This window comes from Pseudomonas sp. yb_2, from assembly GCF_043103905.1.
Lineage (GTDB): Bacteria > Pseudomonadota > Gammaproteobacteria > Pseudomonadales > Pseudomonadaceae > Aquipseudomonas > Aquipseudomonas alloputida.
The window spans coordinates 50,914-63,702 of the sequence record NZ_JBICKH010000080.1 but is presented as its reverse complement, the minus strand read 5'-3'; the positions used below and the strand labels follow the sequence as shown (position 1 = coordinate 63,702).

Annotated in this window: 10 protein-coding genes and 1 pseudogene; 3 read left to right on the top strand and 8 right to left on the bottom strand. The window is 61.4% G+C overall.

The features are described 5' to 3' along the window. Positions 1 to 37: 37 nt before the first annotated feature. From ACF8FB_RS22560 to tcyJ, 4 genes are all read right to left on the bottom strand, one after another. Positions 38 to 1,279, bottom strand: coding sequence for an SfnB family sulfur acquisition oxidoreductase (locus ACF8FB_RS22560; protein ID WP_392512046.1), 1,242 nt, complete (start codon positions 1,277 to 1,279; stop codon positions 38 to 40). Positions 1,280 to 1,593: 314 nt separating this feature from the next. Further along, positions 1,594 to 2,352: an L-cystine ABC transporter ATP-binding protein TcyN gene (gene tcyN / locus ACF8FB_RS22555; RefSeq protein WP_010951607.1), complete on the bottom strand. Its 759-nt coding sequence runs from the start codon at positions 2,350 to 2,352 to the stop codon at positions 1,594 to 1,596. A gap of 2 nt (positions 2,353 to 2,354) precedes the next feature. Next, positions 2,355 to 3,023, bottom strand: coding sequence for a cystine ABC transporter permease (tcyL, locus tag ACF8FB_RS22550; RefSeq protein WP_003255849.1), 669 nt, complete (start codon positions 3,021 to 3,023; stop codon positions 2,355 to 2,357). Continuing rightward, entirely contained in the window at positions 3,020 to 3,814 is a 795-nt protein-coding gene (gene tcyJ, locus ACF8FB_RS22545) for a cystine ABC transporter substrate-binding protein (protein ID WP_014589324.1), read from the bottom strand. The genes tcyL and tcyJ overlap by 4 nt, the downstream gene beginning before the upstream one ends. 309 nt (positions 3,815 to 4,123) lie before the next feature. Here tcyJ and epsC point away from each other — a divergent pair, with 309 nt between their 5' ends. Both epsC and betT read left to right on the top strand, forming a co-directional pair. Then, the gene (gene epsC / locus ACF8FB_RS22540) at positions 4,124 to 5,056 is read left to right on the top strand and encodes a serine O-acetyltransferase EpsC (protein WP_003255846.1); all 933 of its coding nucleotides are present in this window, start codon (positions 4,124 to 4,126) and stop codon (positions 5,054 to 5,056) included. A 312-nt stretch (positions 5,057 to 5,368) separates the two neighbouring features. Continuing rightward, on the top strand, positions 5,369 to 7,330 hold the full coding sequence (betT, locus tag ACF8FB_RS22535; protein ID WP_010951610.1) for a choline transporter BetT: 1,962 nt from the start codon (positions 5,369 to 5,371) through the stop codon (positions 7,328 to 7,330). Positions 7,331 to 7,453: 123 nt separating this feature from the next. Here betT and tauD read toward each other — a convergent pair whose 3' ends face one another. The 4 genes and pseudogenes from tauD to tauA form a co-directional block, all read right to left on the bottom strand. Next, positions 7,454 to 8,287 (bottom strand): taurine dioxygenase, encoded by an 834-nt coding sequence (tauD, locus tag ACF8FB_RS22530; RefSeq protein ID WP_392512045.1) that lies wholly within the window; start codon positions 8,285 to 8,287, stop codon positions 7,454 to 7,456. Positions 8,288 to 8,335: 48 nt separating this feature from the next. Further along, on the bottom strand, positions 8,336 to 9,175 hold the full coding sequence (tauC, locus tag ACF8FB_RS22525; protein ID WP_267825298.1) for a taurine ABC transporter permease TauC: 840 nt from the start codon (positions 9,173 to 9,175) through the stop codon (positions 8,336 to 8,338). Then, positions 9,172 to 9,960, bottom strand: a pseudogene (tauB, locus tag ACF8FB_RS22520) (taurine ABC transporter ATP-binding subunit). The gene tauC and the pseudogene tauB overlap by 4 nt, the downstream one beginning before the upstream one ends. A gap of 13 nt (positions 9,961 to 9,973) precedes the next feature. After that, positions 9,974 to 10,945 (bottom strand): taurine ABC transporter substrate-binding protein, encoded by a 972-nt coding sequence (tauA, locus tag ACF8FB_RS22515; RefSeq protein WP_020191047.1) that lies wholly within the window; start codon positions 10,943 to 10,945, stop codon positions 9,974 to 9,976. 474 nt (positions 10,946 to 11,419) lie between these two features. On the opposite strand from tauA, the gene ACF8FB_RS22510 reads away from it, so the two are divergent. Beyond that, on the top strand, positions 11,420 to 12,754 hold the full coding sequence (locus tag ACF8FB_RS22510) for an OprD family porin (protein WP_010951614.1): 1,335 nt from the start codon (positions 11,420 to 11,422) through the stop codon (positions 12,752 to 12,754). The last annotated feature ends 35 nt before the right edge of the window (positions 12,755 to 12,789 follow it).

Sequence of the window (12,789 nt, the reverse complement as noted above, 5' to 3'; positions counted from 1 at the left end):
CCGCGAAGGGCTGCGCAGCAGCCCCAAAGGCAGCAAATCAGATCCAGGAATGCCGTGCAGGCAGGGTGCCGTTAAGGTGGTAAGCGCCCACCGCGTGGTACTTCCAGCGCACCGGGTCGTGCAGGGTGTGCACCCGGGCATTTCGCCAGTGGCGGTCGAGGTTGAACTCGGCAAGGGTGGCGCGGCTGCCGGCCAGCTCGAACAGCTTTTCGCTGGCCTGCAGGGCAATCTCGGTGGTCAGCACCTTGGCCTCGGCCACCGCAATCGAGGCACGTGCCGCGCTGGCTGCGTCGATAGGCGCAGCATTGACCTCGTCGAGTACCCGAGCAGCTTTGCGCAGCAGCGCTTCGGCGGCGTGCAGCTCGAGTTTCAGGCGGCCGATGTCGGCAATTACATAAGGGTCGTCACTGGCACGGTCGACGTTGGCTTCAATCCACGGCCGGGACTTTTCGCGCACGAACGTGATCGCATCATCGATAGCCGCTTCGGCGATGCCGGCGTCGATCGCCGCCTGGATCAGCTGCGAAGCGGCGCCCTGAATGTTGGGGATATCGCGCTGGCGCCAGTTGTCGATCACCAGTTCCGCGTCAACCGGCACCTGGTCCAGCAGCACGGTACCGCTGGCGGTGGTGCGCTGGCCGAACCCGGACCAGTCATCGACAATGCGCAACCCCGGGCTTCCCCGGCGCACGAATGCCAGGCGCTGGCGGCCTTCATCGTCTAGGGCTTTTACCGCCACCCAATGGGCGAACAAGGCACCGGTAGAGTAGAACTTCTCGCCACTTATGCGGAAGCTGTCGCCGGCGCGCGTGATTCGGGCCTTGAGGGTGAGGGTATCCCTGGTGCCACGTTCAGGCCCGGCATTGCCGATGCGCCAGCCGTCGAGCACGCTGCGGAAGATCAGCGCTTGTTGCGCCTCGCTGGCCGTCAGGCGCAGCAGTTGCAGCATGCCGAACTGGTTCTGCGGGATCTGCCCCAGGGCGGGGTCGGCGGCGCTGATCAGTCGGAACACTTCGGCGACGGTTGCGAACGACACGTCGGGGCCACCGTAGGCCTTGGGTACGGTGATGCTGCCCAGGCCGCTGCGGGTAAACAGTTCGATTTCGGCCCAGGGCAGTTTGCGTTGCTGGTCGCGCAGGGCAGCTTGCTCACGGGCGACCTCGGCCAGCTCGCGGGCCGCTTGCAGGGCTTCGGCGTCGTTGCGCAGTACCTTGGCCGGCAGCAGCGGGGGCGAGCTGTCGAGATCGCTATGGAATTGGGTGTTGGCTTGGCTGGGCATCAGTGCCGCTCCTTGGCTGCACTCAATGCCCTGGCGTTACGCACTGGGGTGATTGTGATCCTGACCATTCCTGACCTCACAAAATAGTTATGTCGCTACAGCTGATCGCGACAGACGTGTGCTGGTCCGGTGGTCCGGTATATATACCCTAATGATTTATAAAAATTTTATGAACTAACTTTTTGGAATATTTATAGAAGGGGGATTGGTTACAGAGGTGCCGGCCTCTTCGCGGGTAAACCCGCTCCTACACACATGCCTCAAGATCTGTGCACTGTAGGAGCGGGTTTACCCGCGAAGGGGCCGGAACAGGTTTACTCGGAGGCCGCAGTCCCGAGGAACTTGCGCAAGAACTGCCGCGTACGCTCTTCCTTCGGCGCTGCAAACAGGGCCTTGGCCTCGCCTTGCTCCACGATCACGCCTTTGTCGAAGAAGATCACCCGGTTCGCCACGTCCCGGGCAAAGCTCATCTCGTGGGTGACGATGATCATGGTGCGCTTTTCCTCGGCCAGGCCGCGGATGGTCGCCAACACTTCACCGACCAGCTCCGGGTCTAGCGCCGAGGTCGGTTCGTCGAACAGGATTACCTCTGGTTCCATGGCCAGGGCACGGGCGATGGCCACGCGTTGCTGCTGGCCGCCGGACAGGCGCCGTGGGTAGGCGTCTTCCTTGCCCGCCAGGCCGACTTTGGCCAGCAGGCGCCGGCCAAGCTCGATGGCCTGCTCGCGGGGCGTCTTCTTGACGATCACCGGCCCCTCGATCACGTTCTCCAGGGCGGTGCGGTGGGGGAACAGGTTGAAGTTCTGGAACACGAACCCGGCCTGCTGGCGCAGACGGCGAATCGCACTCTGCTGCCCGCCCAAAGGGCGGTTGGCATCGATACTGATGGCGCCGATCTGGATCTGCCCGGCATCGGGGGTTTCCAGCAGGTTGAGGCAGCGCAGGAAGGTGGTTTTGCCCGAGCCACTGGGGCCGATGATGGCCACCACTTCACCGGGCTGCACGGTCAGGTCGATACCGTTGAGCACGGTCTGGCCCTTGAACCGCTTGGTCAGGCCTTTGACTTCAATCATGCTCAATGCTCCTGGTCATGCTGGTTGACCCGCGCTTCCATGCGGTTCTGGAAGTGCGCAAGGATGCTGCACAGCACCCAGTAGATGACCGCGACCGCCACGTACATGGTGAACACTTCGAACGTGCGCGCGGTAATCAGCTGGGCTTGGCGGAACAGCTCGGGCACCTGGATGGTCGCCGCCAGGGCAGTGTCCTTTACCAGCGAGATGAAGCTGTTGCCCAGCGGTGGCAGCGCGGTGCGCAAGGCCTGTGGCAGGATCGCCCGGCGCATGGCTTGCACGCGGGTCATGCCGATGCTGGCGGCTGCTTCCCACTGGCCACGGTCGATCGAGGAAATGGCTGCGCGCAGGATCTCGCAGATGTAGGCCGCCATGTTCAGCGACAGGCCGATCAGCGAAGCGGGGATCGGGTCGAGCTCGATGCCGATTTGCGGCATGCCGAAATAGATGACGAACAGCTGCACCAGCAGCGGCGTGCCGCGGAAGAACGACACGTAGACCCGCGCCAGCCAGTTCAGCGGCAGAATCTTCGACAGCCGCATCAGCGCCAGGGCAAAGCCCAGCACCAGACCGAAGAACATGCCGCCGACACTGAGCAGCACCGTATAACCCGCGCCCTTCAGCAGGAAGGGCGCGGAGTCGACAACGAGTTGCAGGCTTTCAGCGATCATTTGGTGACATCGGCACCGAAGTACTTCTCGGACAGCTTGGCCAGCGTGCCGTCAGCTTTTAGCTTGTCGATGGCCTTGTTGATGGCTGCCAACAGTTCCGGCTCACCTTTGCGCATGGCCACGCCGCTTTCCAGGCGCGAGAAGGCATCGCCGGCAAGTTGGGTGTCCTTGGCTTTCTGCGCGTATTCCAGCGCGGCCAGGCGGTCGATCAGGATGGCGTCGATGCGGCCGTTGCGCAGGTCAGCGAACTTGCTTGGGTCATCTTCATAGGTGCGCACATCGGCTTGCGGCACGTCCTTTTTCACCCACTGCTCGTAGTTGGTGCCAAGGCCTACGCCGACCTTTTTGCCGGCCAGGTCCTGTGCGCCCTTGATGTTCAGCTGCTCGGCTTTCTTCTTCAGGATCAGTGCCTGGATGCCGGAGACAGTGTAGGGCTCGGAGAAGTCGTACTTTTTCTTGCGCTCCTCGGAAATGGTCACCTGATTGACCACTACATCCAGGCGTTTGGATTCCAGCGCGGCGAGGATGCCGTCCCACTTGGTCGGCTGGATCTTGGCCTTGACCCCCAGCTCCTTGGCCAGCAGCTCGGACAGCTCCACTTCGAAGCCGGTCAGTTTGCCGTTTTCGTCCTGGAAGCTGAATGGCGGGTAGGTGCCCTCGAGGCCGACGTTGATGACGCCTTTTTCCTGGATGGTCTTCAATTGCTCGCCGGCGAAAGCCTGACTGAGCAGGCCGGCACCCAGCAGGAGGGCCAGGCTGGCGTTGAGTAGCGGTTTGGCGAATTTCGACATGGCAGAGCCCCGCGCTTGTTGTCTAGGTAGTGAGGTGGCGACTATAGGGTTGGCTGATTAGGCCGGGAAATACTAAAAAATCACTTTAATATTCCCTTTTTTGATTTTTGCCAGGTGCTGGCTGCTTTGAGGGTAGGCGACGATACCCACTCCGTCATCGCGGCTTATGCCTGACTTAGCGCAGGATGGAATAAAGCGTTGTTTTTTCCAAGCCTCGGATTTGCCGTAAAGTGGATTGCATGCAGGCAGGTTAGGCCCTTTCGCGGGCCTGGCAACAAAATCAGATGGCCTATACGGCAGGAGAACACCGTGAGCGAACAACCTTCATCCGCGCATTGGCAGTTGCAGAGCATTGTCACTGGCCTGCGCGGAGCCCGTGAGCAATGGCGCACCCGCAATGGCCGCAGTATTGGCGAGCAGGGCGGGCGTGAGCTGCCGTCGCGCGAAGCGATGCGGCAGATTCTGGAGCAACTGTGCGGGGCGCTGTTCCCCATGCGCCTGGGGCCAGTCGACCTGCGCGAAGAAAGTGAAGACTTCTACGTCGGCCATACCCTGGATGCCGCGCTGACCGCCTTGCTGGCCCAGGCTCGTCTTGAACTTCGCTACGCAGCACGGCAGAGCAAGGCTGAGCTGGCGGGCGTCGACGCCCGTGCGCTGAGCCTGATCCAGGGCTTTGCAGCTGCGCTGCCGGAACTGCGCGTTCTGCTCGACACCGATGTGCTGGCCGCCTACCACGGCGACCCGGCGGCACGCAGCGTCGATGAAGTGCTGCTGTGCTACCCGGGCATCCTGGCGATTATCCACCACCGGCTGGCGCACCACCTGTACAAGGCTGGGCTGCCGCTGCTGGCGCGCATCAGTTCGGAGCTGGCGCATTCGGCCACCGGTATCGACATTCACCCCGGGGCGCAGATCGGCCCGAGCTTCTTCATCGATCACGGTACGGGTGTGGTGATTGGTGAAACCGCGATCATCGGCGAGCGCGTGCGCATCTACCAGGCGGTGACCCTGGGCGCCAAGCGTTTCCCCAGCGATGAGTCGGGTACGCTGCATAAAGGCCTGCCACGCCACCCGATCGTCGAGGACGATGTGGTGATCTATGCCGGGGCCACGGTGCTGGGGCGTATTACCATCGGCAAGGGTTCGACCATTGGCGGTAATGTGTGGCTGACTCGCAGTGTGCCGGCTGAAAGCAACATTACTCAGGCCAACCTGCAGCTGGATTGCCAGGACAAGAACTGATCCCGCATTGCAATTTCCTGTGCTGGCCTCTTCGCGGGCAAGCCCGCTCCTACAAAGAACATACCAATGTAGGGGAGGGCTAACCCGCGAAAAGGCCGGAGCAGGACGACACCAATCAGCGCCCCAATTCGCATTGAAATCCGATCCATGTTTAACTTGAACGCTTGTTCAATGAAAAAACGCTGGTCCGCTGCCGGTGTTCAACAGGAGGATTCCTTTGCTGAACCCGTTCATTCCGAACCTCACGTCATTCGACGAGGTGCACGCCCTATGAGTGCACCAAACCCTTCCCTTGCCAATGGCAAGATCCGCATGAACCCCCCGGTGTTCTACTTTGCGGCGAGTTTCATCCTCATCTTTGGCCTGGTAGTCATCTCCAACCCGCAAGCCGCAGGTGACTGGTTGCTGGCAGCGCAGAACTGGGCGGCCAACACGGTCGGCTGGTACTACATGCTGGCGATGACGCTGTACCTGGTCTTCGTGGTGGTCACCGCCTTGTCTGGCTACGGCAAGATCAAACTCGGTGCCGACCACGACGAACCCGAGTTCAGCTACCTGTCGTGGGCCGGCATGCTGTTCGCCGCCGGCATCAGCATCACGCTGTTCTTCTTCTGTGTCTCCGAACCGCTGACCCACATGCTGCAACCGCCGCAAGGCGAAGCCGGCACGGTCGAGGCCGGGCGCCAGGCGATGCAGATCCTGTTCCTGCACTGGGGCCTGCATGGCTGGGGGGTGTTCGCCTTCGTCGGCATGGCATTGGCCTATTTCGCCTACCGGCACAACCTGCCGCTGGCCCTGCGTTCGGCGCTGTACCCGCTGATTGGCAAGCGCATCAACGGCCCGATCGGTTATGCGGTGGATGGCTTCGGCATCATCGCCACGGTGTTCGGCCTGGGCGCCGACATGGGCTTTGGGGTGCTGCATCTGAACGCCGGTCTGGACTACCTGTTCGGTATCAGCCACAGCCAGTGGGTGCAGGTGATCCTCATCACCCTGATGATGGGCGCGGCTGTGGCCGTAGCCGTGGCCGGGGTGGAGAAGGGGGTGCGGGTGATGAGCGACATCAACCTGTTCCTGGCCTGTGCGCTGCTGCTGTTCGTGCTGTTCGCCGGGCCTACCCAGCACCTGTTCAACACGCTGATCCAGAACCTGGGCGACTACCTGGGTGCGTTGCCGCGCAAGAGCTTCGACGTGTATGCCTATGGTGAAAACCGTGGCTGGCTGGGCGGCTGGACCGTGTTCTACTGGGCCTGGTGGATTGCCTGGGCGCCGTTCGTGGGCCTGTTCATCGCCCGCATCTCCCGTGGCCGTACCATCCGCGAGTTCGTCTTTGGCGTGCTGCTGATTCCGCTGGGCTTCACCCTGGCGTGGATGTCGATCTTCGGCAACAGCGCCCTGGACCAGGTGATCAACCACGGCATGACCGCACTGGGTCAGTCGGCGTTGGACAACCCATCGATGAGCCTGTACCTGCTGCTGGAAACCTACCCCTGGAGCAAGGCAGTGATCGCCACCACGGTGTTCATCAGCTTCGTGTTCTTCGTCACCTCGGCCGACTCGGGCACCGTGGTGCTGTCGACCTTGTCGGCCAAGGGCGGTGACGCTGATGAAGACGGGCCGAACTGGCTGCGTATCTTTTGGGGGGCGATGACTGCACTGATCACCAGTGCGCTGTTGTTCGCTGGCAGCATCGATTCGCTGAAGTCGGCAGTGGTGCTGACGTCGCTGCCGTTCTCGCTCATTCTGCTGTGCATGATGTGGGGGCTGCACAAGGCGTTCTACCTGGAGTCGCAGCGGCAGATAGCGCAGATGCACTCGCTGGCCCCGTTCGCCCAGTCACGTCGCGGTCGTGGCGGCTGGCGCCAGCGCCTGAGCCAGGCGGTGCACTTCCCGTCGCGTGATGAGGTGTACCGCTTCATGGATGATGTGGTGCGCCCGGCGATTGCCGATGTGCGTGAAGTGTTCGAGCAGAAAGGCCTGGTACTGATTACCCAGGACGACCCTAGCCATGACAACGTCAGCCTGAAGATTGGCCATGGCGAGGAACAGCCGTTCATTTACCAGGTGCAGATGCGTGGCTATTTCACACCATCGTTCGCCTTGGGGGGGCTGGGTACGCAGGAGTTGAAGAACCGCCGCTATTACCGGGCGGAGGTGCACCTGAGCGAAGGCAGCCAGAATTATGACCTGGTGGGCTACAGCAAGGAGCAGATCATCAACGACATCCTCGACCAGTATGAGCGGCACATGCAGTACCTGCACCTGGTCCGCTGACCAAGCTCTCCTGTCCTGGCCTCTTCGCGGGCTTGCCCGCTCCCACAGGCACGGCACCGGTTTCGAAACCTGTGTGTACCTGTGGGAGCGGGCAAGCCCGCGAAGAGGCCAGACAGGCAACCGCTAGAAAGGTGCATCCCCAAGGATGGTTGCCCGGTGCATCACCCGCCGGTTCGGCCGGTAATCATCCACCGCAAAATGCTGGGTTACGCGGTTGTCCCAGAACGCCACGTCATTCTCCTGCCAACGCCAGCGAATGCTGAACTCCGGTCGCGTCGCATGGGCGAACAGCAGCCTCAGCAGCGCATCGCTTTCCAGTTCGCTCAGTTCATTGATGCGTGTAGTGAACCCTTCATTGACGAACAACGCCTTGCGCCCGCTCACTGGATACGTGCGCACCACCGGGTGCGACAGCGGCGGGTTGTTGCGCCGGGTAGCCTCCCAGCGCGCCAGGTCTTGCGGCGTGGTGCCAAAGCGCTCCAGCGGGAACGACTTGGTGAAGTCGTGGGTAGCGGTCAGCCCGTCCAGCATTTCACGCAGCGGCGCCGACAAGGCCTCGAAGGCCGCAATGCCGCTGGCCCAAAGGGTATCACCACCGTAAGCAGGCAATTGCTTGGCGCTGAGTACCGCGCCCAGTGCCGGGGTCGGCAAAAAGGTCACGTCGGTGTGCCACACGGCGTTGTCGCGCACATCGGTAACCGCCGTGTCGAGCACCAGCACCTGTGGGGTGTCTGGCACGTTGGGGTAAATCGGGTGGATGTGCAGGTCGCCGAAGCGTGCGGCAAAGCGCGCCTGCTGTTCCGGGTTGATCGGCTGGTCACGGAGGAACAGCACCTGGTGCTGGAGCAGTGCCTGTTCGATGGCATCGCGCTCTTCTGCGCTAATATCGCGGCTGATGTCCACGCCGCTGATCTGGGCGCCGAGTGCTGGGCTTAGGGGAGTGATGGTCAGGCTCATGTCGGTCTCTTCAATCGGGCGCCAGTGTGCTGGCGTGGACAATGGAGTTCAGTGAATCTGCCCATGCCAGGGCACCAGCTTGCGTTGCAGGGCACGCAGGCTCATTTCCAGAGCGAAGGCGATCAGGGCGATCAGCAGGATGCCCAGCACCACCACGTCAGTGACCAGAAACTGCGCCGCCGACTGCACCATGAAGCCCAGGCCGCTGGTGGCGGCGATCAGTTCGGCGGCCACCAGGGTCGACCAGCCGACCCCCAGGCCAATGCGGATGCCGGTAAGGATGTCAGGCAAAGCACTGGGCAAAATGACGTGGCGGATCAGTTGGGCCTTGGTTGCGCCCAGCGACTGCGCCGCCCGCAGCTTGGCCGGGTCTACCGTGCGCACACCGGTGGCTGTGGCAATGGCGATGGGGGCGAAGATTGCCAGGTAGATCAGCAGCACTTTCGACAACTCGCCGATACCGCACCAGATGACGATCAGTGGCAGGTAGGCCAGCGGCGGGATGGGCCGGTAGAACTCGATCAGCGGGTCGAGAATGCCGCGGGCCACGCGGTTGTAGCCGATGGCGATGCCGACTGGTATTGCGGTCAGGGTCGCAGCCACCAGCGCCAGGCCGATGCGGCCCAGGCTTGCGCCCAGGTGCTGCCACAGGCTGGCATCCATGTAGCCTTGGGTCAGCAAGGCCCATGCCTTGGCCAGGATGTCACCGGGCGAGGGCAGGAACAGGGGCTCTACCCAACCGGCAGCCGTCACCAGCCACCAGACCAGTAGCAGGCTGGCCAGGGTCAGGGTGCTGATCCAGCGGGTGGACAGTGGGCGGCGTAGCGTGGCGGCTGGCCGGGTTTGGGCGTCGTGTTTGCCGGCGACCGGCAGGTCCAGGCTGCTCATGCGCGCTCCTGCAGGCTTTGGCGTTGGGAAAACACCCGCGCCAGCACATGCTCGCGGGTTTCGATGAAGGCTGGATCGGACTTGATGGCCCGGGCCTATTCGCCAGCGGCATAGCGCTGGCCGAAGTTCAGCTGCAGGCGTTCCACTACGCGTCCCGGGTTGGGCGCCAGCAGTACCAGTTCGCTGGCGAGGAACACCGCTTCTTCGATGTCGTGGGTAATCAGGAACACCGGCTTGGCGGTGCGTTGCCAAACTTGCAATAGCAGCTCTTGCATCTGCTCACGTGTGAAGGCATCGAGGGCACCGAACGGTTCATCCATCAGCAATACCCGAGGGTCAGCCGCCAGCGCCCGGGCGAGGCCCACGCGCTGCTTCTGGCCACCGGACAATTGCCAGATACGCCGTTCGCCGAAGCCATCGAGGTCGACCAGGGTGAGCATTTCGCGGGCCTTGGCCTCACGCTGGGCGCGGGGTACGCCGGCCAGTTCGAGGCCGAAGGCGACGTTGCCCAGCACGTTCTGCCATGGCAGCAGGGCATCGTCCTGGAACACCACGCCGCGTTCTGCACCGGGGCCCTGCACCGGCACACCATCGAGGGTGATGTGACCGCCACTGGGGGCGACGAAGCCGGCGATCAGGTTGAGCAGTGAGGTCTTGCCGCTGCCGGAAGGCCCCAGGGCCACCAGCAGTTGGCGTGGCCCCAGGCTCAGGTTGATGTCGGCCAGCACCGGGGTGCTGGCGCCTGGGTACTGTGCGCTGATGCGCTCCAGCTCGAGCAAGGCCATGACGGGCTCCGGATCAGTTTGGAAGGAACTTGGCGCTGACGTACGGTGAGTAGTCCGGCAGCACTGCTTCGACTTTGCCTTGCTGCTTGAGGAAGTTGGCGGTGTCCGTCAGCGCCTGGGTGGTCGGCGCGCCAAGGGCGTGGGCCTGGTCAGCGGCCAGCGGGTAGACGTTGCCCTCCAGCAGCACCGGGATGTCGCTGGCCTTGGCACCGGACAGCTTCACCAGCTTGTCTACGTTGCCCTTGTCGGCCAGCCAGGCTTTTGGGTCCTTGCGGTAGTCGGCGTAGGCATCGAGGGTGACTTTGGCAAAGGCCTTGACCACATCAGGGTGTTTCTCGGCGAAGTCCTTGCGCACGATCCAGGCATCGAAGGTAGGCGCGCCTTTCTGGGCCAGTTCACCGGAGGTAATCAGTACCTTGCCGTTTTCCTTGGCCACGCCCAGGGCCGGGTCCCACACGTAGGTCGCATCGATGTCGCCGCGCTTCCAGGCGGCAATGATGGCCGGCGGCGCCAGGTTGAGAATCTGTACCTTGGAAGGGTCGATATTCCAGCTTTTCAGTGCGGCCAGCAGGCTGTAATGGCCGGTGGATACGAACGGGACGGCGACCTTCTTGCCGATCAGGTCTTGCGGCGACTTGATGCTGTCACGGGCCACCAACGCTTCACCCGCGCCAATCTGGGTGGCGATGAGGAAGGTTTCAACCGGCAGCTTGCGGGTGGCGGCAGCGGCCAGCGGGCTGGAACCCAGGTAGCCGATCTGCACGTCGCCGCTGGCCACCGCAGTGATCACGTCTGCGCCGTTGTCGAACTTGCGCCAGTCGATGCTGGCCTTGCTGGCTTTTTCGTAGTCGCCATCGACCTGCGCCACTTTGGCCGGGTCGACAGTGGTCTGGTAGGCCACTGTCAGGTCGGCTGCCTGGGCCAACCAGCTGGTGCTGGCGAGGGTCAGGGCGGCGAACAGGCGCAGCGGAGCGTGCGGGATCATGGTTGAACCTCTCGTCAGGCAAGTCGTGTTGGATAACGAGAAGGCTAAATGATCTAAGAAAATTAAAATAAATAACTTTTTTGCATTAGCTTAGGAGCCAAACGCTTTAAAGCCATGACCCGTGACGAAGCCAGAGGTGCCTGCAAGACCCTATAGAACGATTTGGCATTAGGTTATGAGCAAACGTTTGCAAATAACCAAAAGGTATTAAAATCTTCTCTGCTACAACGGATGGCAGTAAAGGTTTCTAATATATTCCTTAAAAGTCTTACAAATTCATAAAACAGTCATTTTGGATTTATAGGATTGTCATTATCCTGTAGCGCAGGTGGCGTCTTAGACCAAAGTCGCGAAACGTTTAGAAACGATTGACTTAACGGTCACGCTTTGGGACTAAATCGCCCATCCCGGTGAGCGGGGCATCAGACCCCTCCGCCAGAGATACACAAAAATTAGAACGTAGAGGAGCAAAACATGTACAAGTCCAGCCTGGCTCTGGCCGTGGCACTGGGGGTTCTCGCCCAACAAGCAGGCGCTGCCGGTTTCGTTGAGGACAGCAAGCTGTCGCTCAGCTCGCGCACCATGTACTTCAACGATGACAACCGCGAAAGCGGTATTGACCAGAAAGAAAGTGGTCAGGGTTTCAAGCTCGACTACCTGTCTGGCTTCACTCAAGGCACCGTAGGTTTTGGTGTTGATGTTCAAGCGCTGTGGGGCATTCACCTGGATGGTGGCCGTGGTAGCCGTCCAGATGCCAACAACACGTTCTTCCCGAGTGACTCCGATGGTTCGGCAGTCCACGACTGGGCACGCATTGGTGGTAACGCCAAGGCTCGCTTCTCCAAAACCGAGGTCCACTACGGTAGCGCCCTGGCGCCTATGCTGCCGATCCTGGTCTCCAACGATGGCCGTCTGCTTCCGCAGACCTTCGAGGGTGGCACACTCCAGTCGAAGGAAATCGACAACCTGACCATCAACGCGGGTCAACTGACCCACGCCATGGGTCGTGCTTCGAGCAACCGTACCGGTCTCTCCGTTTCCGGCGCCTTCCGCGACAGCAACAAGTTCCAGTTCGCCGGCGGTGATTACAAGCTCACCCCAGACCTGACTCTGCAGTACTACTACTCGAACCTGGAAGACTTCTACAAGCAGCACTTCCTGGGTGCGACCCACGTATTCAAGATTGCCGACAACCAGTCGTTCAAGACTGACCTGCGCTACTTCGACAGCAGCAGCGACGGCAAGAATGGCCAGACTGGCTATGCCTTCGACAACAACGGTGGCTACGCGAAGAACTCGGGCGAGGTCGACAACAAGACCTGGAGCGCCATGTTCACCTACACCCTGGGTGGCCATGCGCTGATGCTCGGTCACCAGCAAGTGGGTGATGATGGTGGTTTCGTCTGGCTGAACCAAGGTAGCGTCCGTAAAGACGGCTCCACTTCCTCTCTGGAAGGTAACGGCGGCGCGAGCTTCTACCTGTTCACCGATAGCATGATCAACCAGTTTGCCCGCGCCGGTGAGAATACAACCTTTGGTCAGTACTCCTATGACTTTGCGGCTCTGGGTGTTCCAGGCCTGAAGGCTTCGGTGTCCTACCTGCGTGGTGATGATGTTCGCAACAGGTCGGGTGACGGCACCTACAACGAATGGGAACGTGACGCCCGCGTCGACTACACCCTTCAGGAAGGCACTCTCAAAGGCCTGGGCTTCAGCCTGCGTCAAGGTGTCTACCGTGGTAGCGGCGAAAGCGCCCTGGACAAAGACCAGACTCGCTTCATCGTGAACTACACTTACAACTTCCTGTAAGCCGTAGCTGAAAAAGAAGCCTCGCCTGATGCGAG